Origin of the sequence: Streptomyces nitrosporeus (assembly GCF_008704555.1) — a bacterium.
GTDB classification, from domain to species: Bacteria; Actinomycetota; Actinomycetes; order Streptomycetales; family Streptomycetaceae; genus Streptomyces; species Streptomyces nitrosporeus.
Genome location: NZ_CP023702.1, coordinates 1,310,911 through 1,335,786, shown reverse-complemented (window position 1 = coordinate 1,335,786; position 24,876 = coordinate 1,310,911). Strand labels below are relative to the sequence as shown.

Sequence of the window (24,876 nt, the reverse complement as noted above, 5' to 3'; positions counted from 1 at the left end):
GGAGGGTCACGTCAGACGTCGCCCCAACGCTGCAGTTTGGGTGCGACTCGCTGGACGCCGAACTGGTAGGCACTGCGCATCACCCGGCGCGAGGTGCGCCGGGCGGAACCGCTGCCGCCGGTCGCCCCTTCCCCCCTGGCGGGGGAGCCGTCGGGGTTGAGTCCGCGGCGGGCGAGCAGCGTGGGCATGTAGCCCGACGCATTCGCCCTGGTGTAGTAGGGGGTGATCGGCGGCAGGGCGGGCGCCCGGAGCAGCACGTCGATACGGGAGCGCAGCTCGCCGTACGGGTCGTCCGCGAGGATGCCCTGGTCCCGCTTCCACGCCTCGTGCGCCAGGGGCGCCTCGCCCTGGTCCACGTCGTCCCAGGAGGTGACGCAGCCCGACCCGACGAAGTAGTGGTTGCCGTGGGCCTCGCGCACGCCGAGATCGCTGAGGATGCCGGTCGGCATGCCGCGGTGCATCGATTCCAGTGCCGCTGTGGAGCTGACCGTGATCATGAGGTCGGTGCGGTCCAGGGTGTCCGACATGTTCCCGTACACGAAGTGCAGGTTGGGGGGCATCGGTTCGGACATCTGCTCGGCCAGGTCCTGGTAGTGGTAGGCCTCGATGTGGGTGGTCTGCTCGCCGGGGCGGCTGCGCAGCTTGATGAGCACATCGCGTCCGGGGCGCAGCCGGGCGTGCTGGATGGCCCGCCGCAGCAGGTAGGTGCGCGACTTCCGGTCCTCGGGGACGGACGGCTGCACCGCGAAGCAGACGGTGTAGGGGTGTTCGGCCCCCGCACGGTTCATGTCGTAGGGGCGCTGTTCGAGGAAGGGGAGGGCGGTCTGCACGACCGAGCCCCCGGGGATCCCCAGCGGCTCGTAGATGCCGCGGAACCTGCGTGTGTCGTACGGGCTGTTGGCCAGGACGATGTCGGCGCCGGCCCGCAGCAGCAGACCGTCCGTCACCTTCTCGTAGACGACCCCGACATAGCCGGTCACGAGGACCGGGCGCTGCGGGTAGTCGCGGAAGGCGTGGGCGAGTCCGTGCAGGGCGGCCTGGGTGGCACCGCCGACCGTACCGAGCACGATGACGTCCGCGTCGGCGACTTCCGGCGAGGTGACGAACTCGGGAAGGGTGGTCTCCGTGATGCTCGCCGGAGTGATGCCGACCTCGGCCATCTGCCGGGCGGTGGGCGTGCTCCGGCCGCGCAGCATGTGCGCGTGCACTTCCCCCTGGGGGCAGAAGCCGGTCGCGAGGCCGGCTCCCCACTTCCAGCGTGTGTCGGAGTCGGCGAGGACATGGATGCGCAAGTCCCTGACTCCTACTCGGGTGGCGGGTGGTACGGATCTCGAGCCTGCGGGGTGGGGCGTGAGCTCGAGTCGGCTCCCTTGCCCGGGTGGCCGGACGGCGCCCCCGTGGCCCTCGCGGGCGGGGGTGGAATCACCGATAAGTGCAGCCGGCCACCAGTGAACTTACCCTACATGTTCACTTTGCCTTCACAGGTGACAAGTTGATTTCGATTCAAAGTCAAGATTGATGCACAAAGCGCTTTGTATTGCATGTTTCATAACCATAGCGTTGCGTATGTCCGTTATGGGGGTGGACTTCCTGGCTGACGGCTCGGGCGGGTGTGCGTAGGCTTGCGGCCGCGCGTGTCGTGCCGGGGGGTGGTGTCGCCGTGCGTATGTATTCGGTGAACAGAAGGAGGAGGGGACATGGTGACGTTGTCGGTCATTGTTCCGATGTGCAACGTCCGGGACTATTGTCGGGCCACTTTGAAGTCCCTTGCCCTCAATGCCAGGAGTGATTTCGAGTTCATCGTCGTCGACGACCGGTCGACGGACGGTACCTTCGAGATCCTGCGGGACATGATTCCTTCGGTCCCGGGTGCCCTGTTGCTCCGCAATTCTGAGAACAAGGGGATATCCGCCACCCGGAACGTGGGTCTGGCCGCGGCGCGGGGGACCTATGTGACCTTCCTCGACGGGGACGACTGGTTTGCGCCCGGATATCTCGCGAAGCTGGTCGAGTCGATCACCGCCGCCGGGGTGGACTTCGTCCGCACCGGCCATGTCCGTGTGTACGGCAAGAAGCGGGAGGTGGTGCGGGCCCCCGTGTCGCCGAGGGCGGTCCCGCTCGACCCGGCCTCATTCGTCCTTCCGGTCGACGCGTCGTCCATGGTGGACTATCCGCTGGTCTGGGCCGGGGTGTACGACCGTGAGCGCCTGCTCGCCCTGGACTCCCTCTTCTTCGACCAGTCCCTCCGGACCGCCGAGGACCGGCACTGGATGTGGCGCCTGCATCTGCGTACGCGGACCTTCGCCGTCACGGATCTGCACGGGATATTCTATCGGCGGGACGTCGCGGGATCGCTCACGAAAATCCCGGACGAGCGCCAGCTGGACTTCATCAAATGCTACGAGAAGGTATTCCAGGAAGTAGCCGTTCATGAGCGCGGGTACGATCTTTCCTTCAAGGTGATGCGTACGCTCTGCGCGATGATCGTCGTTCACCTGGACCGTGCGGACACCTATGACGAATTCACTCGCGGACTCCTCATGGAACGAAGTGCGCGAGCGCTGCACAACTCTCCTCAGGATGTTCTGGAGGAGACGTTGCGTGGAATGGACGCGCGACGGGTGAAGAAGCTCAGGGCGCTCTGGTCCGATTTCGGTGTGGCAGCCTGATGACTCAGATCTTCGCGGCATCCACCCTGTACGGTGCGATGACGGTGGCGGCGGCCATCGACGCGGGCCAGTTCGGCGGGGACGAACACGAGCGTATTCTCCTGGTCTGCAACAACGTGGACATCCCGGAAGTCTCCACCCCGCTGCACCTCATGCCCGGAGCGGAGTCGATCCGGCAGCGCTTCACCAAGGTCGCCTACTGGAACAGCCTGATCAGCCCCTACCACCCGGCGATGTGGGCACCCCGGGACGAGGACCTCTCCCTGTGGCGGAGGATGCTCGGCGGGCGGCTGGGGGTGGCGCCCGGACCGCTCCAGCTCATCGTGGAGTCCATCCAGGTCAAGCCGGCCCAGACGCTGTGCAAGATCTTCCAGGACGCCTCCGTCACGGTCTACGCCGACGGGGTGATGAGCTACGGCCCCACCCGGAACGACCTGCACCGTGACATCCACTCCCGCATCTCCGAGGTGCTCTACCTCGATCTCGTCCCCGGCCTGGAGCCGATGCTCCTGACGGAATATCAGGTCCCGTCGCGGCCCGTGGACTCCTCGGCCGTGTGGTCGCTCATGGCCGAGGTGACCCAGGAATGCGTGCCGCAGATCGAGCAGGCGATCCCGGAGCACCTGCGTGAGCGTGGACCGGAGACCGCGGTCCTGCTCGGGCAGTACCTGTCGAGTCTGGGAATCCTCACCGAGGAGGAGGAGGAGAACCTTCACCTGAGGATGTTCGAGTCCGCCGTCGGGCTGGGCTTCAGGACGGTGATCTTCAAGCCGCACCCCAGTGCCCCGGACAGCCTCGCGGCCACCCTGGCCCAGGCCGCGCGGGAGGCGGGCGTCGAGTTCCTCGTCCTGGACGTGCCCGTCCTGGCCGAGACCGTGTTCCACTATCTCCAGCCCAGGCTGGTCATCGGCTGCTTCTCCACGGGGCTCTTCACGGCGAAGGCCTTCTACGGGATCTCCGTGGCCCAGGTGGGGGCCCGGGAGATCATCCGCAGGATGCGCCCCTACGAGAACAGCAACCGCATTCCCGTGACCATCACGCACGCGCTGCTGTCCGACCTGGAGAGCCCCGGCGGATACGCCGAGGACCGCATCATGGACCTCGGCCACGTGCGGTCCGAACTCTCGCCGTACGTGGCCACCGTCGGCTTCTGCATGCAGCCGAAGCGCTACGCGTTCCTGCGGGGCGTGGCCGAGGACTACGTCGCCGGAGCGGTCCCGCAGTGGGACAGCAGGCCGGAGCTGGGGATGCACTTCAACCCCCGGGTGCGCGAGAAGCTCTCACTGCCCGGCCCGCCGCTGCCCGCGGCCAAGAAGGAGCGCGGCGGGAAGCGGAAACCCGAACCGGCCGCGCCGGTGTGGGACGTCTCGGTGAGCGGGTTCAGCTCACTGCTGGAGTCCGGCGACGACGACGGAGCCCTGGAGGTCGGGGAGAAGCTGCTCACCGAACAGGAGTCCGTCGACGTCCTGGTCGGGATGGCGCAGATCTACGTACGCCGCCGGCAGCTCCCGACGCCGAGTCATGTCTGGTGGACGCGATGGCCGCGGCCGAGGGCAACGAGCGCGCGCTGGTCTGGATCCGGATAGCCGAGACGGCCGAGCTGATGGGCCGTAAGGGCAAGGACCTGCGCCGCTCCGCCGCCAGGCAGGCGCTGAAGTTCAACCCCAACTCCGCTGCCGCGGCCCGGCTGAGCCGCTCCAACCCCCGCAGGCGCCGAAGGGGCTGAGCCAGTTGTGCTCCGCCGTCGCCCCGGGAGTCGCGGTTCCCGGGGCCACGGCGGACGCTCTTCCGGAAGAACGGCCGGAGGACGTCGGCGCCTTCGGCTGCCACCTGGTGATCCGGGGGCGCCGGGACAGGGAGCAGGCGCAGACCACGCGGAACGGGCCGTACGGGCATCTGCCCGTACGGCCCGTTCCGCTTCGGCCGGAGCGTGGGTTACGCCGGGACGCTCGCCACGCCCTGCGCCAGGAACCGCTTCCCGTTGACCCGCTCGGAGACGCCCTCGCGGTCCAGGTACGGCGTGATGCCGCCCAGGTGGAAGGGCCAGCCCGCGCCGGTGATCAGGCAGAGGTCGATGTCCTGGGCCTCGGCGACGACGCCCTCGTCCAGCATCAGGCCGATCTCCTGCGCCACCGCGTCCAGGACGCGCTCGCGGACCTGCTCCTCGGTCAGGACGGTGTCGCCCTGCTTCAGGAGGGCGGCGACCTCCGGGTCCAGCTCCGGCTTCCCGGAGTCGTAGACGTAGAAACCGCGCTTGCCGGCCTTGACCACGGCCGCGAGGTTCCCGGAGACCGTGAAGCGGTCCGGGAACGCGCGGTTGAGGGTCTCGGAGACATGCAGGCCGATCGCGGGGCCGACCAGCTCCAGCAGCACCAGCGGGGACATCGGCAGGCCGAGCGGCTCGATGGCCTTCTCCGCCGTTTCGACCGGGGTGCCCTCGTCGATGATGTTCTGGATCTCGCCCATGAAGCGGGTGAGGATGCGGTTGACGACGAACGCCGGGGCGTCCTTCACCAGTACCGCGGTCTTCTTCAGCTTCCGCGCCACACCGAAGGCCGTCGCCAGCGAGGCGTCGTCCGTCTGCTCGCCGCGGACGATCTCCAGCAGGGGCAGGACCGCGACCGGGTTGAAGAAGTGGAAGCCGACGACCCGCTCGGGGTGCTTCAGCTTCGACGCCATCTCGGTCACCGAGAGGGACGAGGTGTTGGTGGCGAGGATCGCGTGCGCCGGGGCGACCGCCTCGACCTCGGCGAACACCTGCTGCTTGACGCCGATCTCCTCGAAGACCGCCTCGATGACGAAGTCGGCGTCGGAGAAGCCCTCGGCCTTGTCCAGCACACCGGTGACCAGGGCCTTCAGGCGGTTCGCCTTGTCCTGGTTGATCCGGCCCTTGCCGAGCAGCTTCTCGATCTCGGCGTGGACGTAGCCCACACCCTTGTCCACACGCTCCTGGTCGATGTCCGTGAGGACGACCGGGACCTCCAGGCGGCGCAGGAACAGCAGCGCCAGCTGGCTGGCCATCAGGCCCGCGCCCACGACGCCGACCTTGGTGACCGGGCGGGCCAGGGACTTGTCCGGGGCACCGGCCGGGCGCTTGGCGCGCTTCTGGACCAGGTTGAAGGCGTAGATGCCCGAGCGCAGCTCACCGCACATGATCAGGTCCGCGAGGGCCTGGTCCTCGGCGTCGAAGCCGGCGCCCAGGTCGCCGTCCTTGGCCGCGGCGACGATCTCCAGCGCGCGGTACGCGGCCGGGGCAGCCCCGTGCACCTTGGAGTCGGCGATCGCGCGGCCCCGGGCGACGGCCTGGTCCCAGGCGTCCCCGCGGTCGACCTCGGGGCGCTCCACCGTCAGCTCGCCCCGCAGGACCGAAGCGGTCCAGATCAGCGACTGCTCCAGGAAGTCGGCGCCCTCGAAGATCGCGTCCGCGATGCCCAGCTCGAAGACCTGCCGGCCCTTGAGCTGGCGGTTCTGGTTCAGCGCGTTCTCGATGATCACCGACACGGCGCGGTCGGCACCGATCAGGTTCGGGAGCAGCGTGCAGCCGCCCCAGCCGGGGACCAGGCCGAGGAAGACCTCGGGCAGCGAGAACGCCGGGATCGCCTTGGAGACGGTGCGGTAGGTGCAGTGCAGACCGATCTCCACACCGCCGCCCATGGACGCGCCGTTGTAGTACGCGAACGTCGGGACCGCGAGGGAGGACAGACGGCGGAAGACGTCGTGGCCGCCCTTGCCGATGGCGAGCGCGTCCTCGTGCCGCTTCAGCAGCTCGACGCCCTTGAGGTCGGCGCCGACCGCGAAGATGAACGGCTTGCCGGTGACACCGACACCGACGATCGACCCCTCGGCCGCCTCCTTCTCGACCTGGTCGAGGGCGGCGTCCATGTTCGCCAGCGACTGCGGGCCGATGGTGGTCGGCTTGGTGTGGTCCAGGCCGTTGTCCAGCGTGATCAGGGCGAACCGGCCCGCACCCGCCGGAAGGTCGAGGTGGCGTACGTGCGCCTGCGTGACGACCTCACCGGGGAACAGCTCGGCCGCGCCCTTCAGGAGCTCGGTGGTGGTGCTCACTTGCTGCCTCCGGCTGCGTTCTCGAAGTTCGGGTTCTCCCAGACGACCGTCGCGCCCATGCCGAAGCCGACGCACATCGTCGTCAGGCCGTAGCGGACCTCGGGGTGGTCCTCGAACTGACGGGCCAGCTGGGTCATCAGCCGGACACCGGAGGAGGCCAGCGGGTGGCCGTACGCGATCGCGCCGCCGTACTGGTTGACGCGCGCGTCGTCGTCGGCGATGCCGTAGTGCTCCAGGAAGGCGAGCACCTGCACGGCGAAGGCCTCGTTGATCTCGAAGAGACCGATGTCGTCGATGGAGAGGCCGGCCTTGGCCAGCGCCTTCTCCGTCGCCGGGATCGGGCCGTAGCCCATGACCTCGGGCTCGACGCCCGCGAAGGCGTAGGAGACCAGGCGCATCCTGACCGGGAGGCCCAGCTCGCGGGCGACGTCCTCGGCCGCCAGCAGCGAGGCGGTGGCGCCGTCGTTGAGGCCCGCGGCGTTGCCGGCGGTGACCCGGCCGTGGGCGCGGAAGGGGGTCTTCAGGCCGGCCAGGGACTCCAGGGTGGTGCCCGGGCGCATCGGCTCGTCGGCGGTGACCAGGCCCCAGCCCGTCTCGCCGCCCTCGGCGTTGGTGCGGCGCACCGCGACCGGCACCAGGTCCTGCTGGATCTTGCCGTCGGCGTACGCCTTGGCGGCCTTCTCCTGCGAGCGGACCGCGTACTCGTCGGCGCGCTGCTTGGTGATCGAGGGGTACCGGTCGTGCAGGTTCTCCGCGGTCATCCCCATGAACAGGGCGGACTCGTCGACCAGCTTCTCCGAGACCAGCCGCGGGTTCGGGTCCACGCCCTCGCCCATCGGGTGGCGGCCCATGTGCTCGACACCGCCGGCGACGACCACGTCGTACGCGCCGAAGGCGATGGAACCGGCCGTCGACGTGACGGCGGTCAGGGCGCCCGCACACATGCGGTCGATGGAGTAGCCCGGGACGGACTGCGGCAGGCCGGCCAGGATCCCGGCGGTCCGGCCGAGGGTCAGGCCCTGGTCGCCGATCTGGGTGGTCGCCGCGACGGCGACCTCGTCGATCCGTGCGGGGTCCAGGTCCGGGTTGCGGCGCAGCAGCTCCCGGATGGCCTTCACGACGAGATCGTCGGCGCGGGTCTCGTGGTAGATGCCCTTCGGGCCCGCTTTGCCGAACGGGGTGCGGACGCCGTCGACGAAGACGACGTCCCGGATGGTACGAGGCACGGTGGCTCTCCTCCAGGGTGCGGGATGGCACTGCTGCGCGGCGCACCGAGAGGCACGCCGACCCCCACATGCTACTTGCGGGTAACCAGGCTGCCCAGCCCCCCTGCCCGGAGCGTCGAAGGTCACACGCCGCACGGTGCCCAAAGCGGCCGCCCGGCGGGGAGAGCGGAACGGGCCCCCGCGGAAGGCGCCGGAACGGCGGTCCCGCGGCCGGGAGCCCCCGGCGCCCGGCCGCGGGGCTCAGGCGCCGCTGCCCAGCGCGCGCAGCAGGAGCGGGGCGACCTGCTCGATCTGCCACCGGCGTGCGCCGTACCCGGCCAGCGCCGTCTCCACCGCCCCCGGGGTGAGGCTCTTGGGCGGCTCCCAGCAGACCCGCCGCACCGTGTCGGGGGTGATCAGGTTCTCCTGCGGCATGTGCAGCTGCTCGGCGAGCCCCGACACCGCCGTACGGGCCGCCGACAGACGGGCCGCCGCGGCCGGGTCCTTGTCGGCCCAGGCCCGCGGGGGCGGCGGGCCGGCCGGCTGCTGGCCGGGCTGCGGCAGCTCCGCCTCGGGGAGCGCCCTGGCCCGGTCCACGGCCGCCTGCCACTGTTCGAGCTGGCGGCGCCCCATCCGGTGGCCGAACCCGGGCAGCGCGGTCAGCGCCTGCACATGGGAGGGCATGGCCAGGGCCGCCTCGATGATCGCTGCGTCGCCGAGGACCTTGCCGGGCGACACGTCCCGGCGCTGCGCCACCTGGTCGCGGGCGGTCCACAGCTCCCGTACGACGGCCATCTGGCGGCGGCGGCGCACCTTGTGCATGCCGGAGGTCCGGCGCCAGGGGTCCTTGCGCGGGGGCGCGGGGGGTGCCGACGCGATGGCCTCGAACTCCTCCAGGGCCCATTCCAGCTTGCCCTGCCGCTCCAGCTCCGCCTCCAGGGCGTCGCGCAGGTCCACCAGCAGCTCGACGTCGAGCGCGGCGTAGCGCAGCCACGGCTCGGGCAGGGGGCGGGTGGACCAGTCGACGGCGGAGTGGCCCTTCTCCAGGGCGTACCCCAGGAGGTTCTCGACGATGGCGCCGAGGCCGACCCGGGGGAACCCGGCCAGCCGCCCGGCCAGCTCGGTGTCGAAGAGCGAGGTGGGGACCATGCCTATGTCGCGCAGGCAGGGCAGGTCCTGGGTCGCCGCGTGCAGGATCCACTCGGTGCCGGTCAGCGCGTCGCCCAGGACCGACAGGTCGGGGCAGCCGACCGGATCGATCAGCGTGCTCCCGGCGCCTTCGCGGCGCAGCTGGACGAGGTAGGCGCGCTGGCCGTAGCGGTAACCGGAGGCGCGCTCGGCGTCGACCGCCACGGGGCCCCGCCCCGCGGCGAAGGCCGCCACGACCCCGGCCAGCGCGTCATCGGTCGCCACCACCGGGGGGATGCCCTCGCGCGGTTCGAGCAAGGGGATCGGCGCCGGGGCGACGTCGTCCGGGGGAGCGCCCCCGGTGGTTCGCAGTGATGTGTCTTCTGCGGTCTCTTGGGCGTCGGTCACATGCCAAGGGTATCTGTGTATGCCGGGCGCCCGCCGACGGAAGGCTCCGGCGGCGGGCGCGGGTGTGTGGGAACCGGCCGGGCGCGCGCGGGCGGCCGGTGCCGGAGCCGGGGGGTCAGTGGATGATGCCGGTGCGCAGGGCCACGGCGACCATGCCGGCGCGGTCCCCGGTGCCCAGCTTGCGGGCGATGCGGGCGAGATGGCTCTTGACGGTGAGTGCGGAGAGGCCCATCGAGACGCCGATGGCCTTGTTGGACTGGCCTTCGGCCACCAGGCGGAGCACCTCCACCTCGCGGCCGGACAGTTCGCGGTAGCCGCCCGGGTGGCTCGGGGACCCGGGGGGCCTGCGGTGGGCGCGGGCGGCGCCGATGCCGATGGCGGACATGCCGGGACGGCCGGGGTGGCCGATGTTGGTGCGGGTACCGGTGACGACGTACCCCTTCACACCGCCGGCGAGGGCGTTGCGTACCGCCCCGATGTCGTCGGCGGCGGAGAGGGCGAGGCCGTTCGGCCAGCCCGCGGCTCGGGTCTCGGACAGCAGGGTCAGCCCGGAACCGTCGGGCAGGTGGACGTCGGCAACGCAGATGTCGCGTGGGTTGCCGACGCGGGGGCGGGCCTCCGCGATGGACGACGCCTCGATGACGTCACGAACTCCGAGTGCCCACAGATGGCGGGTGACGGTGGAACGGACGCGCGGGTCGGCCACGACGACCATGGCCGTCGGCTTGTTCGGGCGGTAGGCGACCAGGCTTGCGGGCTGCTCGAGGAGAACGGACACCAGGCCTCCTGGGGGGAGTGGCGGGACGGGCCGGCTCGGGGTGAAGCCGGGGCGAACCGTGCTTGAAGGGTCATTGACCTCTTCGGCAGCAGGGGCGTGCTCCTTTAGGGGAAGATCACGATTTGGTGAGTAACAATTCGGGCAAATCGGACGGGCGATCGATTGTACGAAAAGAGAGCCGGCGCCTGTGCGACCGGCTCTCCCGGAAATGACACACCGTCACGGGCTCCGGGGGACGGGGTACGGGCGCGGCCCGCGGTCCTCCGCGCCGCGCACGCCCCCGGGTCCCGCGCCGTGCACGCCCGGGGAGGCCCGCGCCGTGCACGCCCCGGGCCTTGCGCGGCGCACGCCCCGGGGTGGTCTCTGCGGACGCCCCGCGCCCCGGGGCTCCCCGGCGGCGGCTACGGCGCCTGGGGGCCGCGCCGCTGCGGGAGCGTGACGACCGCCGCGTCGGCCGTGCCCGACGGCGGCAGGCCGGCGAGCTGGCAGAGCAGCTCGCCCCACGCCGACAGGTGCGCGCCCACGTCCGGCACCCCGTCACGGTCCTCCCTGGGCGTCCAGGAGGCGCGGATCTCGATCTGGGTCGCGGAAAGGCGCGCGGACAGGGTGCCGAAGTAGTGCGAGCCCGCGCGCGTCACCGTGCCGCCCGCCTCCCCGTACGACAGGCCCCGCGCGTCCAGCGCGCCCGTCAGCCAGGACCAGCAGACCTCGGGCAGCAGCGGATCGGCGGCCATCTCCGGTTCGAGCTCCGCGCGTACGAGCGTCACCAGCCGGAAGGTGCCCTGCCAGGTGTCGTGGCCGGCCGGGTCGTGCAGCAGGACCAGACGCCCGTCGGCGAGGTCCTCCTCGCCGTCCACGACCGCCGCCTCCAGGGCGTACGCGTACGGGGCGAGCCGCTTGGGCGGCCGTGTCGGCTCGACCTCCAGTTCGGGGCGCAGGTGCGCGGAGCGCAGAGTTTCGACCGCCGACCGGAACGCGGGCGCGACCGGATCGTCCTCCCCGCCCTCCTCGGTGCCGGCGCCATCGGATTGATCGGAAAAGTGTCCCTGAGCCCGAGCCATGCGGGGAAGAGTAGGCGGAACAGGGGCTTCGCGCAGGGAAGGACACCCGGCCGGGACGGCTCGCCACCGCTTCATGCGAAGATTCCGGGTGTGAGCGCCTACGACAGCCCCTCGATCCCGCAGACGACATCCGCCACCCATGAGTCGGCCTTCCTCAAGGCCTGCAGGCGGGAGCCCGTGCCCCACACCCCGGTGTGGTTCATGAGGCAGGCGGGACGGTCGCTGCCCGAGTACCTGAAGGTGCGCGAGGGCATCGCGATGCTCGACTCGTGCATGATGCCGGAGCTGGTCGCCGAGATCACGCTGCAGCCCGTGCGCCGCCACAAGGTCGACGCCGCCATCTTCTTCAGCGACATCGTCGTACCGCTCAAGGCCATCGGCATCGACCTCGACATCAAGCCGGGCATCGGCCCGGTGATCGCCGAACCGGTCCGCACCCGCGCCGACCTGGCCCGGCTCCGCGACCTGACACCCGAGGACGTCCCGTACGTCACCGAGGCGATCGGGATGCTCACGGGCGAGCTGGGGGCCACCCCGCTGATCGGTTTCGCCGGGGCGCCGTTCACCCTCGCGAGCTACCTCGTGGAGGGCGGGCCGTCCCGCAACCACGAGAACACCAAGGCCATGATGTACGGCGACCCGGAACTCTGGGCCGACCTGCTCGACCGGCTCGCGGAGATCACCGGCGCCTTCCTGAAGGTGCAGATCGAGGCCGGGGCCTCGGCCGTCCAGCTCTTCGACTCCTGGGTGGGCGCCCTCGCCCCCGCCGACTACCGGCGCTCGGTGATGCCGGCCTCCGCCAAGGTCTTCGACGCGGTCCGGGGCTACGGCGTCCCGCGCATCCACTTCGGCGTCGGCACCGGTGAGCTGCTGGGGCTGATGGGCGAGGCGGGAGCCGACGTCGTCGGCGTCGACTGGCGCGTCCCGATGGACGAGGGCGCGCGCCGCGTCGGCCCCGGCAAGGCGCTCCAGGGCAACCTCGACCCGGCGGTGCTGTTCGCGCCGACGGCGACGGTGGAGGCGAAGACCCGCGAGGTGCTGGACGCCGCCGCCGGCCTGGAGGGCCACATCTTCAACCTGGGACACGGCGTCATGCCCACGACCGACCCGGGCGCGCTGACCCGCCTGGTCGAGTACGTCCACGAGCGGACGGCCCGCTGAACCCGTGCCCTCCCCCTCACCGCGAGGGGGAGGGCACCGCGGCGGCCCCTCAGGCGGTGCCCGCCCTGCGCAGCACCGCCACCGTCCTGCGCGCCGCGACCAGCACCGGGTCCCAGACGGGGGAGAACGGCGGGGCGTACCCCAGGTCGAGCGCGGTCATCTCCTCCACCGTCATCCGGGCGGTCAGCGCCACGGCCGCCACGTCGATCCGCTTCGCCGCCCCCTCGCGGCCCACGATCTGGACGCCCAGCAGCCTCCCGGTGCGGTACTCGGCGAGCATCTTCACCGTCATCGCCCGGGCGCCCGGGTAGTAGCCCGCCCGGCCCGTCGACTCGATCGTCGCCGTGACGTACCGCAGGCCCACCGCCGAGGCGTCCTTCTCCCGCAGCCCGGTCCTGCCGATCTCCAGGTCGCAGACCTTGCTGACCGCGGTACCGACGACACCGGGGAACGTGCCGTAACCCCCGGCGGCGTTCGATCCGATGATCTGCCCGTGCTTGTTGGCGTGGGTGCCCAGGGCGATGTGCCGGGTGTGCCCCGCCACCAGGTCCAGGACCTCGACGCAGTCGCCGCCCGCCCAGATGTTGCCGTGGCCCCGGACCCGCATCGACAGGTCGGTCAGCAGGCCGCCGTTCGGGCCGGTCGGCAGACCGGCGGCGCGGGCCAGCGCGGTCTCCGGTTCCACGCCGATGCCCAGCACCACCACGTCCGCCGGATAGGACGCGTCGGCGGTGGCGACCGCAGAGACCCGGCCGTCGTCCCCGGTGAGGACCCGGGTGACCGCGGCCCCGTTCACCGTGGTGATGCCGAGACCGTCCATCGCGGTGTGGACCAGGCGGCCCATGTCGGGGTCGAGCGTCGCCATGGGCTGCGCCCCGCGGTTGAGCACCGTCACCTCGAAGCCCCGGTTCAGCAGCGCCTCCGCCATCTCGACACCGATGTAGCCGGCGCCGACCACGACGGCCCGGCGGCCCGCGGTCCCCTCCAGCGAGTCCAGCAGCGCCCGGCCGTCGTCCAGCGTCTGCACCCCGTGCACCCCGGGCGCGTCGATCCCGGGGATCGCGGGGCGTACCGGGCGGGCCCCGGTCGCGACCACCAGTTTGTCGAAGCCCGTCCAGTAGGTCTCACCGCTGTCGCGGTCCAGGGCCCGCACCCGCTGCCCGGCGACGTCGATCTCCGTCACCTCGGTGCGTGTCCGCAGGTCGATGGAGCGCGCCCGGTGCTCCTCGGGCGTACGGGCCACGAGGGCCTCGGGCCCCTCGACGTCCCCGCCCACCCAGTAGGGGATGCCGCAGGCGGAGTACGAGGCGAAGTGGCCGCGCTCGAAGGCGACGATGCCCAGTTCGCCGGGCCCCTTCAGCCTGCGGGCCTGCGACGCGGCGGACATCCCCGCCGCGTCGCCCCCGATGACCACCAGTCGCTCCACCGCCATGCCGGCTCCCTCCGCCGCAGTCGCAGGGAGCCCACGCTACGGCGCTCAGGGAGCGGGCTGAGCGTCCGGGGTGTCCGGGGCGTCCGCGGCGGGGGCCCGGACCGGAACGGAGTCCGGCCCCGCCGGTGCGGGCCGTGCCGGGCGGCGGCGGCGCAGCAGGCGCCACAGCACCACCCCGACGGCCGCGACGGCCAGGAACGGCGCGGAGGCCCCGATCACCACGGTGATCCACCGCAGCAGCGTCACGAAGGCGTCCCAGCCGCCCGCCAGCGCGTCCAGGAAGCCGGTGTCCTCGTCCTTCCGCTCCTCGCCCTCCTTCTCCGGTTCGCTGAGCTCCAGGGTGACCGTCGCGAGCGAGGTGCGGTCCTTCAGCGACGCCTGCTGGGCCAGCAGCGACTCCAGGTCTGCCTGACGGCTGCTCAGTTCGCCTTCCAGGGTCACCACGTCGGACAGCTTCCCGGCCCTGTCCATCAGTTCGCGGACCCGGGCCACGCTCGCCCGCTGGGTGGCGATCCGGCTCTCGACGTCGACGACCTGGGACGTGACGTCCTTCGCGTCCGACGTCCGGGCCAGGAGCCTGCCCGAGCCCGCCAGTGTCCTCAGCACGTCCTCGTACCGCTCCTGGGGCACCCGCAGCACCAGGTGCGAGACCTCGCGGGTGTCGTCCACCCGTTCCGTGCTCTCCTGCGAGACCAGGCCGCCCGCCCCCTCCACGGCGCCGCGGGCCGCCGCGACCGCCGCGGGCACGCTCTTCACCTCCACGGTGAGCGTGGCCGTACGGACGACGTGGACGGCCACCGCCGTACCGGGTCCGGACTCCGACGAGGAGGTGCCGTCCTTCCCGGCACCCTCCGCCCGGCCCGCGCCCTCCGCGCCGGGAGCCCCCTCCGCTTCGGGCGCCGGGCCCTTCGCGTCTGCGGCGGCGGCCACCCCCTTGTCGCTGTCGGACGAGCTGTCGGCCGCTCCGCACGCTCCGGTGCCGAGCAGCAGGACGAGGAGCGCGGCCGCCGCCGGCGCGCGGAAGCGGCGGCGTACGGGATGCGCGGACGGACGGGTGCCGCTGTGCCGGTCGAGGTGCATGACATGTCCCCCCAGGACTGTTGCCGTTGGTGCCCTTTCGACGTGGGGGCCCGCGAGCGGGTTGCCGGTGAGCGGTTTCGAAGCGGTCACGTTCGGGACTCGTTACGGGTTTGAGAGAGTGGACCCATGCAGCGTTCTCTTCAGCGCGACACCTCGCGTACGGGCCATGTCGTCGTCATCGGCGGCGGGATCGCCGGACTCGCCGCCGCCCACCGGCTCCTGGCCGGCGGGCTCGGGGTCACCCTCCTGGAGGCGACCGGGCGGCTCGGCGGCAAGCTGATGACCGGTGAGGTCGCGGGCGTGCGGGTCGACCTGGGCGCCGAGTCGATGCTGGCGCGCCGCCCCGAGGCGGTCGAGCTGGCCACCGCGGCCGGGCTCGGCGGGCGCCTCCAGCCGCCCGCCACCGCCACCGCCTCGGTCTGGACCCGTGACGCCCTGCGCCCGATGCCCAAGGGCCACGTCATGGGCGTACCGGGGGACCCGGCGGCGCTCGGCGGGGTGCTCTCGCCCGAGGGGCTGGCCAGGATCGCCGAGGAGCGCGGCCTCGCCCCGACCGCCGTCGGCGACGACGTCGCGGTCGGTGCCTACGTGGCCGGCCGGCTCGGCCGCGAGGTGGTCGACCGGCTGGTGGAGCCGCTGCTCGGCGGGGTGTACGCGGGCGACGCCTACCGGATCTCGATGCGGGCCGCCGTGCCGCAGCTCTTCGAGGCGGCGAAGGAGGGCGGCTCGCTCCTCGACGGGGTGCTCCGCATCCAGGAACGGGCGGCGGCCCGGCAGCAGACCGGTCCGGTCTTCCAGGGGGTCGCCGGCGGGATCGGCACCCTCCCGGACGCGGTGGCCGACGCCGTACGCCGGGGCGGCGCCGAGATCCGCACCTCCACCCCCGTCCTCGGCCTGACCCGGACCCGGGACGGCTGGGACGTGCGCACCGACACCGGGGTGATCGCCGCGGACGGGGTCGTGCTGGCGGCGCCCGCCTGGTCGGCCTCCACCCTGCTGGCCGCCGAGTGCCCGGCCGCGTCCGCCCTGCTGGCCGCCGTGGAGTACGCCTCGATGGCGCTGATCACCATGGCCTTCCGGCGCTCCGACCTCGCCGGCACAAAGGCGCTGCGGGACCGCTCCGGTTTCCTCGTACCCCCCGTCGACGGGCGCACCATCAAGGCGGCGACCTTCTCCAGCAACAAGTGGCGGTGGGTCGCGGACGCCGCTCCCGACCTCTTCGTGCTGCGTACCTCGGTCGGCCGGTACGGCGAGGAGGACCATCTGCACCGGGAGGACGGCGAACTCGTCGACGTGTCGCTCGGGGACCTCGCGGAGGCGACCGGGCTGGCCGCACGGCCGGTGGACACCGTGGTCACCCGGTGGACCGGCGGTCTGCCGCAGTACCCGGTGGGCCACCTGACCAGGGTCGCCCGGATCCGCGAGGAGGTCGCGAAACTGCCGGGGCTGCGGGTCTGCGGAGCGGTGTACGACGGGGTCGGCATCCCCGCCTGCGTCGCCAGCGCCCGGCGCGCCGCGGACGAGATCACCCGGGACCTCGACGCCGCGTCCACCGCGTGATCACCGGGGAGAACGGCCCGGCGGCCGGGAGGACGACCCGGGTTCAGGGCGATTCGAGCGAGGCGGGACAATAGCCGTATGAGTGCGCCAGAAAAGCTTCCGAACGCCGGTAAGAAGGCCAAGGACCTCAACGAGGTCATCCGCTACACGCTGTGGTCGGTCTTCAAACTGCGCGATGTGCTTCCCGAGGACCGGACCGGCTACGCCGACGAGGTCCAGGAGCTGTTCGACCAGCTCGCCGCCGAGGACGTCACCGTCCGCGGCACCTACGACGTCTCCGGTCTGCGGGCCGACGCCGACCTGATGATCTGGTGGCACGCAGAGACCTCGGACGCGCTCCAGGAGGCGTACAACCTCTTCCGGCGCACCCGGCTCGGCCGGGCCCTGGAACCGGTCTGGTCGAACATGGCCCTGCACCGGCCCGCCGAGTTCAACAAGTCGCACATCCCGGCCTTCCTCGCCGACGAGACCCCGCGGAACTACGTCAGCGTCTACCCCTTCGTACGCAGTTACGACTGGTACCTGCTGCCGGACGAGGACCGCCGTCGTATGCTCGCGGACCACGGCAAGATGGCCCGGGGCTTCCCGGACGTCCGCGCCAACACCGTCCCCGCGTTCTCGCTCGGCGACTACGAGTGGATGCTGGCCTTCGAGGCGGACGAGCTGCACCGCATCGTCGACCTGATGCGTCATCTGCGCGGCTCCGAGGCGCGGCTGCACGTGCGTGAGGAGGTCCCGTTCTACACGGGGCGCAGGAAGTCGGTCGCGGACCTGGTGGCAGGGCTCGCGTAACCGGCGCGTACAGAAGACCTGGTGGCCGGACCCGCACAGCCAGCGTGTACCGGCCGCCCGGACCCGGAAGATCAGTTGGCGGGCAACGGCGTGTGTGACGCCGCCCGTCGTTCCAGCGACACCGGGTCCGGTTCCGGGAGCACATCGGCTCCGGCCGGCGATGTGCGGTGACCCGCGGGGGAGTCAGCCATTCCTCCCCGCGGGCCGCCGCCCGTGCCGGGTACGGCCGATGTGTGTCCCGGGCCGAACGGCCCCCCGGTACGGCGGACCCGCTGACCCCGTGTCAGGCCCGCCGTGCCGGGGGCCGCACACCGCGGCCGCACGGTCCGGCGAAGCCGGGCGCTCCGGCCGGGCCGCGGCAGCCGGTACCGCGCCTCGCCGCCTCACCAGCCGTCGTCCCTCAGACCCCGGTACGGGAACCGTGTGCGCTGCCGAGCAGAGCGGCCCGCAGCCCCGGGTCCGGTACGGCCGCCGCTCCCCGCACGGCCACCGCCGCCAGCACGTCGCGGTCGGCCCCGTGCGCGGGGGCGGGCAGCGAGTCCAGCCACCGCTGTCCGGACGGCGAGGCCCACGGACTGTACGGATGGCTCTCCACCCGGGCGATGGCCAGGCACCCCAGCGTCAGCACCAGCGGCAGCCCGAACCACGCCACCACCGGGCCCGTGTCCCCGGTCTCCTGACCCGGCATCAGCACGGTCGCCACGGCCAGCACCACCACCAGCACCGCTGCTCCCCGCACCCCCCGCGCCGCCGACTCCAGAGTGGTCCGCGTCCCGTGCGGCACGGCGAGGCCGGCCGCCACGAGCCGGTCGGCCAGGGCCCGCACGGTGTCGGCGGCGGCCGCCGCCGCCCGTATCGGCGCTATCCGCGACTGCCCCTGCGGGCCGATCGCCCGGATCACGGTGCGCTCCACCTCGTCCCGGCCCTCCGGGTCGACGACCGTCGCCCAGCCGGTGTGGGCCAGCAGCAGTCCCCGCCGCAGATGCATCGAGACCAGTGCCAGATCGGCGACCCGATGGGGGCCGCCGGCCAGGAACGCCGTCTCGTAAAGGCTCAGTTCACGCGGCGGCGGGCCATCGGCGGCATCGCCCGGCCGTGGCGCGGCGTTCGCGGTGACAAGACAGAGCCGGATGCAGGAGACGGCTGCCGCGCCCCATGCGACCAGGAGGAAGAGAACCCAGAGCATGGCCGATTTCTATGCGAGAAGGGCACAGAAGCGCCATACCTTGTTCGTGATGTGGACAAAAAGTGGTCGTAGTCGGTCATCAGTGGCTGGATCGGGACGCTCCGGTGCCGGTGCCGGTGCCGGTGCCCGGGCCGGGGCTCCGCAGGAGCCGGAGCCCGTCAGGAGCTGCTGCCGCACCCCCCGCCGCCCCCGCAGCTCGACCCGCCGCCGCAGCTCGATCCGCTCCCGCAGCTCGACCCGCCGCCGTCGCCGCCTCCGGAACCGCACGAGGAGCCCGTCCCCGGGTCACCGCCCGCACCGCAGCCCTCGTGGCCGGGATCCGTCCCCGCGCACCACACCGGCGGCGGCACGCCCCCGTCGGACGGACCGCCGGTGGCCAGGAGCGGGGAGGGATGCCGCCGGGAGGTCCGGGCGGCGGCCGACAACCGCTCCCGCAGCTCCGTGTACGGCAGTGCGGCCGGTCCCCGGGTGGCCACCAGGAGGACGGGGTCGTCCTCCTGGGCACGAGCGTTCCGGTACCGGGCGGCGGCCCGGCGGCCGGCCGGGGTGATCCGTGATCCGGCCGACGGGGCGCCGATCAGACCGACGACGATCCCGGCCATGATCGCGGGCAGCACCTTGGCGGCGAACGGGAACGGCATGTCGTCGAAGTCGGTGAGCAGGAGGTACTCCAGGACCGTCAGGACGATACTCACCGGGAGGGCGACGCCCGACCCGGCCGCCAGCACCCGTGCCAGGGTCCGCCGGCCGCGGTCGTCCCCCGGTGCGGCCAGCAGCCCCCGGGCCGCGAGGCCGTCACCGACCTCCTGCACCGCCGGATGCCGCATCACCGCCGTCCGCAGGGCGTCCAGGGCGCCGCTCGGCGCGGCGGCCAGTTCCCGCAGGACGGCACGCTCCACCGCGTCGCGCGCCTCGGCACGGCGTACGGCCACGATGCCGGGGCCGCCGATCTCCAGCCGGCCGTCCGCGTACAGCGCGGTGAGCGCGGTGTCCACCGTCCGGGCCGGACCCCCGCTCAGGAAGGCGGCCTCGAAGACGTCGTGGACCTCCGAGGCGTCCGCGGACCGCCCGGCCGGCCCGCGGGACGGACGCAGTACGCATACGCAGAGCACCGCCACCACGGCGGTCAGCAGGACGGCGAGAGCGCTCAGCACGGTCATCCCGCCCACCGCCCGCCGAGAACACCGCGAGCGGCCCGCACCACGCGTGTGCCGCCCGCCGCCCGGAGGAGCCGGGCGGCGCGGCGCGGCGGGCGGGGCGACGCCCGGTCCCGCCACCACGCGGTCAGCATGTCCCGGGCCGCACCGTCGGCCGGGGCCCCCGCGATCAGCAGGTGTTCCGCGAAGTCCAGCGCGTCGCGCCGGTAACCCCCGGTCTGCGGACGGCTCCCGGCGTAGGCGAGGAACGCGGGGCGGTACCCCTCACCCAGGATCTCCGGGAGCTCCGGCGCGACCTTGGCGACGACGTCGGCGCGCTTGGCGGCCAGTGCGCGGCTCTGCACCCCGAGCCGCCGCCGGTCGAACCCCTCCGGCGCCGGGGCGCCCGCGACCAGCGCGGACAGCAGCGCGGTCTGGGCGACCGCGACCCGGTCCCGGGCGCCCCCGGCCGGAGCGGGGCGCGGCGCCCGGGCACGGGGCACGGGCGGCGGCGCGGGCGGGGCGGTCGCGAGGGTGGTGCGGATCGCGGCCAGTTCACCGGCCAGCTCCCCGGCGGGCGGGAAGTCGTCGTCCCGTTCCAGCAGCACACCCGGCGGATCGGTCCGCGAGCGCAGTTCCGCCAGCACGTCCAGGACCGGCCGGGTCACCGGGTGGGCGTGGGTGTCGTGCCAGACACCGTCCTTCTCGATCCCGCCCGCCACATGGACGTAGGCGATCGCCTCCACGGGGAGCTCGTCGAGGGCCGCCACGGGGTCCTCGCCCCGGTTGACGTGGTTGGTGTGCAGATTGGCCACGTCGATCAGCAGCCGTACCCCGGTGCGTTCGACCAGCTCGGCGAGGAACTGCCCCTCGGTCAGCTCCTCGCCCGGCCAGGAGACCAGCGCCGCGATGTTCTCCAGCGCGAGCGGCACGGGCAGCGCGTCCTGGGCGATCCGGACGTTCTCGCACAGCACGTCCAGCGCGTCCCAGGTACGGGGGACGGGCAGCAGATGACCCGCCTCCAGTCCGGGAGAAGCGGTGAGCGGCCCTCCGGCCCGTACGAACGCGATGTGTTCCGTCACCAGCGGAGCACCGAGCAGCGTGGCCCGCGCGGCGAGCGCGGCGAGACGGCCGGGGTCGGGGCGCCCGGCCCCGCCCAGGCCCAGCGACACCCCGTGCGGGACGACGGTGACCCCGCGCTCCCGCAGCCGTGCGAGCGGACCGGGGAGGTGGTCGTCGCAGAGGTTCTCCGCGACGGCCTCGACCCAGTCGATCCCCGGCAGCTCCTCGACGGCGTCCGCGATCTCCGGGCGCCAGCCGATTCCGATTCCCAGCCCCATGACGTCCCCCTCCATGCCTTGTGCAGGGGTCATGGCCCCGTGCCGGAGCGCCGAACCCGTGAACGGGGACGTTCAGAGCATGATTTGAGGTTCCGGGGCCGGGCCCGCCCTCGGTGCGGCGTCCGGCGAGCCGCCGGGCCCGCCCGCGGAACGCCTTCCTCTCAGCGGCGCAGCGCGGGGTGGTCCGCGACGACCGTGCAGGAACCCGGCTCGATCTCGGTGAAGCCGGCGTCCCGTACCACCGGCAGCCCGCTCCCGGTGAGTTCACGCCAGCGGACCTCGTCCGGGGCGGCCACGTCGAGGGGGAACCCGGCCGCGCGCCACGCCTCGCGCTCGGTGTCCGACAGCCCCCACCACGCCAGCTGCGCGCCGTGCCCGGCCTGGGCCATCGTCTTGCCCGCGGACATGCCCAGCCCGGGGTTGAGCCACAGCACGGGCTTCGACCCGTCCGGCACCGGCGGGGGCTCCGGGTCGTCCAGTTCGGTCCCGGACACCTGGAGCTTGGCCAGCTCCTTGGGCCAGCCGTCCAGCGGCACCGGCGGGAACACCCGCACCTCGGCGTGCTCGCCGGTGACCGTGATGCCCGGCAGCGCGGACGCCTTGCGCCACTCCGCCCCGCGCGCCCGCCGCACCACCTTGCGGATCCGGGCGTCCTGCCAGTCCCGCACGGCCTCGGCCCACTCGCCGTCCCCGAGAGACCGCTCGTCCGACAGGATCGTGAGCACCGCGCGCGCCGCCGTCCGCAGGGCGTCGGTACGCGCCGGGGGATCGGTCTTCTCCAGACGCACCACCAGCGGAAGCACGAACTGCGGTGCCTCGTCGCGGGGGGCCGGCTCCACCCGGAAGGGACTGTCCGCGGAAGCGGTGGGAAGGGGTTCGGGAACGTCGTCGCTGCTCACGGGCTCCAGTCTGCCAGGCCGCCGTGTCCCCCTCCCGGGCGGGAACCGGGCAGCACACCGGGCGGCGGGGAGGCCCCTGCCGGCGGGGCCCTTCCTGCAAAGGCGCCTTCCGGCGGAGCGGTCCCTTCCGGCGGAGGCCCCTTCCGGCGAGCGGGAGGAGCCTCTTGGCGGAAGGCGGTGCTCCGGGTGAGGATGCCCGGATGAAGAGCGACCTCTTTTCCAGCGAGCACCTGGCCGAGCAGGCCACCGCCCCCGGGATGACCCTGCAGAACGCCAAGTCCATCAAGTACGCCGTCAACGGCGAGATGCACGCCCGCCAGGGCTCGATGATCGCCTTCCGCGGCAACCTCCAGTTCGAGCGCAAGGGCCAGGGCATCGGCGGCATGCTCAAGCGCGCGGTCACCGGGGAGGGGCTGCCGCTCATGGCGGTCCGGGGACAGGGCGAGGCGTGGTTCGCCCACGAGGCGGCGAACTGCTTCATCGTGGAGATGGAGCAGGGCGACGTCCTGACCGTCAACGGCCGCAACGTCCTCTGCTTCGACGCCGGCCTCTCCTACGAGATCAAGACGGTCAAGGGCGCCGGGATGGCCGGCGGCGGGCTCTTCAACAGCGTCTTCAGCGGTTACGGGAAGCTGGGCCTGATCTGTGACGGCCACCCCATCGTCATCCCGGTCACCGCCCAGCAGCCGGTGTACGTCGACACGGACGCGGTCGTCGGCTGGAGTGCCCAGCTGAACACCTCGCTGCACCGCTCGCAGAGCTTCGGGTCCATGGTGCGCGGTGGTTCCGGCGAGGCGGTCCAGCTGATGCTCCAGGGCGAGGGCTTCGTGATCGTACGGCCGAGCGAACTCAAGCAGGAGAAGGCGTCGTCGAGCTGAACCTGCGCGGGGCCGGCCGCCGTTACGGCCTTCGGGGCGCCTGGGTGGTGCGCGGGGCCGACCTGGTGCTGCCGCGCGGCACCCTGATACGGCTCCAGGGCGCCAACGGCACCGGGAAGTCCACCCTGCTCCGGCTGCTCGCCGGTATCGACGCGCCGACCGAGGGGCGGGCCGAGGGGCGCCCGCGCACGGCGTACGTCCCCGAACGCTTCCCGGCCGCCCTGCCGTTCACCGCGGCCGGCTACCTGGTCCACCTGGGCAGGGTGCACGGTCTGGGCACCGCGGAGGCGGCCCGGCGGGCCGAACGGTGGCTGACCAGGTTCGACGCGGCCGAGTACGCCCGCACGCCCTTGGCGGAACTGTCCAAGGGCAGCAGCCAGAAGGTCGCCGTCGTCCAGGCGCTCATGGCGGAACCGGACCTGCTGGTCCTGGACGAGGCGTGGACCGGGCTGGACGCGGCGGCCCGCGAGGAACTCGACCGGGCCGTCGGGGAACGGGTCGCCGCCGGAGCCACCGTGGTCTTCGTCGACCACGATCCACGCCGTCTGGCGGGCTCGGTCGACGCCGTGTACCTGCTGGGCGGCGGCCGGCTCACAGCCGTACCGGCCGCTTCCGCCGGGGCCGTAGGGCCTGCCGGGACCACCGGGCCGACCGCTTCCGCCGGGACCGTAGGGCCTGCCGGGGCCGCGGGGGCCTCCCGGGTCCGGATCGAGGCGACGGCCCCGCCCGGCGCGACGCTTCCGCCCCGGCTGCCCGGCGCACCGGCCTGCCAACGGGACCCGGACACCCCCGGCCGGGTCCTCCTCACGGTCGCCACGGCACACTCGGACCGACTGCTGCGCACCCTGCTGACCTCGGGCGAGCCCTGGCACATCACCCGGCTCACCCCGGAGCCGGCACCGGAAGCGGCACGGACGTCCGACGGGCCCCCGGCGCCTGACGAGAGCACGGCGACGGCCGCGGGCCCGGCCGGGCCGGACGGCGGCCGGAGGGGGCACACCGAAGCGGCCGCCCCGGCCCCGCCCGTACGGCCGGGTGCCCCACGGCCCGCCGGTGTCCCCCGGGCACCCGGCCGCCGGCTCGGCCCCCTGCTGCGCTGCCAGGCCGCCCTGCTCGCCCGCTCACAGCGATGGCTCGCGCCCGTCCTCCTGTACGCGGCCTTCGCCGGGATCGGCATCCAGGCCGGGCAGCCGCTGCTGGACTCCCTCGGATACGCGGCCGCCGCCCTGCTGCCCGCCGGGGCCTGGCTGGCCCGTCTCTGCGTGACCCAGGAGCCGCCCGCCTCCCGGGACGTCACCGCGGCCGCCGCGGGACCGGGCCGGGCCCATCTGGCCGCCCTGCTCACCGCCCTCGGCTGCACCCTGGCGCTGGGCGTCGCGGCCACCGGGCTCGTCCTGCTGACCGGCGCGCCGGTCGGCAACGACCGCACCACCGGCATCCCGCTCCCGTCCGCCGCGCTCGCCGGGCTGCTCGCCACGGCCTCCTGCGCACTGGTGGGCACCGCCATCGGGGCGCTCTGCGCCCGTCCGGTCCTGCACCGCCGTGGACGGTCGCTCGCCGCCACCGTGCTCGGCACCCTGCTCGCCCTCGTGGCCGGCGGTTCGCCCGCGCGCTCCGCCGTGACGGACCTGGTCTCCGGATCACAGGACGGCACCGTGCGCCTGCCCCTGGCGGCCTCGGGAGCGGCGATGCTCCTGGCCGTGGCGGTGGCCTGGTTCACGGCGCGGCTCACCGCCGTGCGCGAGTGAGTACGCCTGCGGACAGCGAGTACGCCCGCGGGACGGTGAGTACGCTCGTGCACATGGACGACGCCTACTGCGCCACACCCGAGCGACCGCCCGTACCCGGACCCGTGGAGGGGCCGTTCGCGGAGTGCGTGCTGTGCCGGGAGCCGACCGAGTACCCCGAGTCGGCGAAGGGCGCCACCCTGTGCCCGGTCTGCGCGTGGCAGGAGGCCGGCCGCACGGCCTGCTCCGGCTGACCGGCCGGGCCCCGCCACCGCCACCCCGCCGGGGCCGGCGCCCTCGGCGCCGCGTCCTCAGCGCCGTGCCCTCGGCGCCGCGTCCTTGTGACAGCCGCCCGGGAAGCGGGGGTACGG

At 73.0% G+C, this 24,876-nt stretch carries 21 protein-coding genes; 9 read left to right on the top strand and 12 right to left on the bottom strand.

What is annotated here, in order from left to right:
- Positions 1 to 11: 11 nt before the first annotated feature.
- Positions 12 to 1,292, bottom strand: coding sequence for a DUF6716 putative glycosyltransferase (locus CP967_RS05830; RefSeq protein WP_150486921.1), 1,281 nt, complete (start codon positions 1,290 to 1,292; stop codon positions 12 to 14).
- A 405-nt stretch (positions 1,293 to 1,697) separates the two neighbouring features.
- Between CP967_RS05830 and CP967_RS05825 the strand changes: the two genes are divergently transcribed.
- Genes CP967_RS05825 through CP967_RS05815 form a run of 3 tightly spaced genes read left to right on the top strand, consistent with a single transcriptional unit; the run spans position 1,698 to position 4,395 of the window.
- Entirely contained in the window at positions 1,698 to 2,669 is a 972-nt protein-coding gene (locus CP967_RS05825) for a glycosyltransferase family 2 protein (RefSeq protein WP_150486920.1), read from the top strand.
- Positions 2,669 to 4,255 (top strand): polysialyltransferase family glycosyltransferase, encoded by a 1,587-nt coding sequence (locus CP967_RS05820; protein ID WP_150486919.1) that lies wholly within the window; start codon positions 2,669 to 2,671, stop codon positions 4,253 to 4,255. Before CP967_RS05825 ends, CP967_RS05820 begins: the two co-directional genes overlap by 1 nt.
- A complete protein-coding gene (locus tag CP967_RS05815) occupies positions 4,207 to 4,395 on the top strand; it encodes a hypothetical protein (protein WP_150486918.1) in 189 nt (62 codons plus the stop codon). Before CP967_RS05820 ends, CP967_RS05815 begins: the two co-directional genes overlap by 49 nt.
- A gap of 209 nt (positions 4,396 to 4,604) precedes the next feature.
- Here the strand turns inward: CP967_RS05815 and CP967_RS05810 are convergent, their stop codons facing one another.
- The 5 genes from CP967_RS05810 to CP967_RS05790 all read right to left on the bottom strand — a co-directional run bounded on the left by CP967_RS05810 (position 4,605) and on the right by CP967_RS05790 (position 11,314).
- Complete coding sequence (locus tag CP967_RS05810; protein WP_150486917.1) at positions 4,605 to 6,734, bottom strand: 3-hydroxyacyl-CoA dehydrogenase NAD-binding domain-containing protein; 2,130 nt, start codon at positions 6,732 to 6,734, stop codon at positions 4,605 to 4,607.
- A complete protein-coding gene (locus tag CP967_RS05805) occupies positions 6,731 to 7,960 on the bottom strand; it encodes a thiolase family protein (RefSeq protein WP_150486916.1) in 1,230 nt (409 codons plus the stop codon). Before CP967_RS05805 ends, CP967_RS05810 begins: the two co-directional genes overlap by 4 nt.
- Before the next feature lie 240 nt (positions 7,961 to 8,200).
- Positions 8,201 to 9,475 (bottom strand): HRDC domain-containing protein, encoded by a 1,275-nt coding sequence (locus tag CP967_RS05800; RefSeq protein WP_150486915.1) that lies wholly within the window; start codon positions 9,473 to 9,475, stop codon positions 8,201 to 8,203.
- 115 nt (positions 9,476 to 9,590) lie between these two features.
- A complete protein-coding gene (locus CP967_RS05795; RefSeq protein WP_150486914.1) occupies positions 9,591 to 10,253 on the bottom strand; it encodes a helix-turn-helix transcriptional regulator in 663 nt (220 codons plus the stop codon).
- Positions 10,254 to 10,654: 401 nt separating this feature from the next.
- Positions 10,655 to 11,314, bottom strand: coding sequence for a DUF3000 domain-containing protein (locus CP967_RS05790; protein WP_150486913.1), 660 nt, complete (start codon positions 11,312 to 11,314; stop codon positions 10,655 to 10,657).
- Between the two features lie 90 nt (positions 11,315 to 11,404).
- Here CP967_RS05790 and hemE point away from each other — a divergent pair, with 90 nt between their 5' ends.
- Positions 11,405 to 12,475 (top strand): uroporphyrinogen decarboxylase, encoded by a 1,071-nt coding sequence (hemE, locus tag CP967_RS05785; protein ID WP_150486912.1) that lies wholly within the window; start codon positions 11,405 to 11,407, stop codon positions 12,473 to 12,475.
- A gap of 49 nt (positions 12,476 to 12,524) precedes the next feature.
- On the opposite strand, the gene CP967_RS05780 is transcribed toward hemE, so the two are convergent.
- Together CP967_RS05780 and CP967_RS05775 are read right to left on the bottom strand one after the other, a co-directional pair.
- Positions 12,525 to 13,907, bottom strand: coding sequence for an FAD-dependent oxidoreductase (locus tag CP967_RS05780; protein WP_150486911.1), 1,383 nt, complete (start codon positions 13,905 to 13,907; stop codon positions 12,525 to 12,527).
- A 45-nt stretch (positions 13,908 to 13,952) separates the two neighbouring features.
- The gene (locus CP967_RS05775; protein WP_150486910.1) at positions 13,953 to 14,987 is read right to left on the bottom strand and encodes a DUF4349 domain-containing protein; all 1,035 of its coding nucleotides are present in this window, start codon (positions 14,985 to 14,987) and stop codon (positions 13,953 to 13,955) included.
- A gap of 126 nt (positions 14,988 to 15,113) precedes the next feature.
- Between CP967_RS05775 and hemG the strand changes: the two genes are divergently transcribed.
- Together hemG and hemQ are read left to right on the top strand one after the other, a co-directional pair.
- Positions 15,114 to 16,547 carry a protoporphyrinogen oxidase gene (hemG, locus tag CP967_RS05770; RefSeq protein ID WP_150486909.1) on the top strand — a complete coding sequence of 478 codons (1,434 nt, stop codon included), beginning with the start codon at positions 15,114 to 15,116 and terminating at the stop codon, positions 16,545 to 16,547.
- 78 nt (positions 16,548 to 16,625) lie between these two features.
- Entirely contained in the window at positions 16,626 to 17,339 is a 714-nt protein-coding gene (gene hemQ / locus CP967_RS05765) for a hydrogen peroxide-dependent heme synthase (RefSeq protein ID WP_150486908.1), read from the top strand.
- Positions 17,340 to 17,739: 400 nt separating this feature from the next.
- Here the strand turns inward: hemQ and CP967_RS05760 are convergent, their stop codons facing one another.
- The 4 genes from CP967_RS05760 to CP967_RS05745 form a co-directional block, all read right to left on the bottom strand.
- Positions 17,740 to 18,525: a TIGR04222 domain-containing membrane protein gene (locus tag CP967_RS05760; RefSeq protein ID WP_150486907.1), complete on the bottom strand. Its 786-nt coding sequence runs from the start codon at positions 18,523 to 18,525 to the stop codon at positions 17,740 to 17,742.
- A 158-nt stretch (positions 18,526 to 18,683) separates the two neighbouring features.
- Positions 18,684 to 19,685, bottom strand: a complete 1,002-nt coding sequence (locus tag CP967_RS05755) for a TIGR04222 domain-containing membrane protein (RefSeq protein ID WP_190175144.1) — start codon at positions 19,683 to 19,685, stop codon at positions 18,684 to 18,686.
- On the bottom strand, positions 19,682 to 21,001 hold the full coding sequence (locus tag CP967_RS05750; protein WP_150491717.1) for an MbnB/TglH/ChrH family RiPP precursor modification enzyme: 1,320 nt from the start codon (positions 20,999 to 21,001) through the stop codon (positions 19,682 to 19,684). The genes CP967_RS05755 and CP967_RS05750 overlap by 4 nt, the downstream gene beginning before the upstream one ends.
- Before the next feature lie 161 nt (positions 21,002 to 21,162).
- Positions 21,163 to 21,900, bottom strand: a complete 738-nt coding sequence (locus CP967_RS05745) for an aminoacyl-tRNA hydrolase (RefSeq protein WP_150486906.1) — start codon at positions 21,898 to 21,900, stop codon at positions 21,163 to 21,165.
- 200 nt (positions 21,901 to 22,100) lie between these two features.
- Between CP967_RS05745 and CP967_RS05740 the strand changes: the two genes are divergently transcribed.
- From CP967_RS05740 to CP967_RS05730, 3 genes are read left to right on the top strand one after another with little or no spacing between them, the layout of a single operon-like run.
- A complete protein-coding gene (locus CP967_RS05740; RefSeq protein WP_150486905.1) occupies positions 22,101 to 22,778 on the top strand; it encodes an AIM24 family protein in 678 nt (225 codons plus the stop codon).
- Between the two features lie 44 nt (positions 22,779 to 22,822).
- Complete coding sequence (locus CP967_RS35190; RefSeq protein WP_150486904.1) at positions 22,823 to 24,526, top strand: ATP-binding cassette domain-containing protein; 1,704 nt, start codon at positions 22,823 to 22,825, stop codon at positions 24,524 to 24,526.
- Between the two features lie 53 nt (positions 24,527 to 24,579).
- Entirely contained in the window at positions 24,580 to 24,759 is a 180-nt protein-coding gene (locus CP967_RS05730) for a hypothetical protein (RefSeq protein ID WP_150486903.1), read from the top strand.
- The last annotated feature ends 117 nt before the right edge of the window (positions 24,760 to 24,876 follow it).

Excerpts from the sequence above, each read along its gene's own strand:
- CP967_RS05825 (WP_150486920.1), top strand. The coding sequence starts at position 1,698 with ATGGTGACGTTGTCGGTCATTGTTCCGATGTGCAACGTCCGGGACTAT.
- CP967_RS05820 (WP_150486919.1), top strand. The coding sequence starts at position 2,669 with ATGACTCAGATCTTCGCGGCATCCACCCTGTACGGTGCGATGACGGTG.
- CP967_RS05815 (WP_150486918.1), top strand. The coding sequence starts at position 4,207 with ATGGCCGCGGCCGAGGGCAACGAGCGCGCGCTGGTCTGGATCCGGATA.
- CP967_RS05790 (WP_150486913.1), bottom strand. The coding sequence starts at position 11,314 with ATGGCTCGGGCTCAGGGACACTTTTCCGATCAATCCGATGGCGCCGGC.
- CP967_RS05780 (WP_150486911.1), bottom strand. The coding sequence starts at position 13,907 with ATGGCGGTGGAGCGACTGGTGGTCATCGGGGGCGACGCGGCGGGGATG.
- CP967_RS05775 (WP_150486910.1), bottom strand. The coding sequence starts at position 14,987 with ATGCACCTCGACCGGCACAGCGGCACCCGTCCGTCCGCGCATCCCGTA.
- hemG (WP_150486909.1), top strand. The coding sequence starts at position 15,114 with ATGCAGCGTTCTCTTCAGCGCGACACCTCGCGTACGGGCCATGTCGTC.
- hemQ (WP_150486908.1), top strand. The coding sequence starts at position 16,626 with ATGAGTGCGCCAGAAAAGCTTCCGAACGCCGGTAAGAAGGCCAAGGAC.
- CP967_RS05760 (WP_150486907.1), bottom strand. The coding sequence starts at position 18,525 with ATGCTCTGGGTTCTCTTCCTCCTGGTCGCATGGGGCGCGGCAGCCGTC.
- CP967_RS05755 (WP_190175144.1), bottom strand. The coding sequence starts at position 19,685 with ATGACCGTGCTGAGCGCTCTCGCCGTCCTGCTGACCGCCGTGGTGGCG.
- CP967_RS05750 (WP_150491717.1), bottom strand. The coding sequence starts at position 21,001 with ATGGGGCTGGGAATCGGAATCGGCTGGCGCCCGGAGATCGCGGACGCC.
- CP967_RS05740 (WP_150486905.1), top strand. The coding sequence starts at position 22,101 with ATGAAGAGCGACCTCTTTTCCAGCGAGCACCTGGCCGAGCAGGCCACC.
- CP967_RS05730 (WP_150486903.1), top strand. The coding sequence starts at position 24,580 with ATGGACGACGCCTACTGCGCCACACCCGAGCGACCGCCCGTACCCGGA.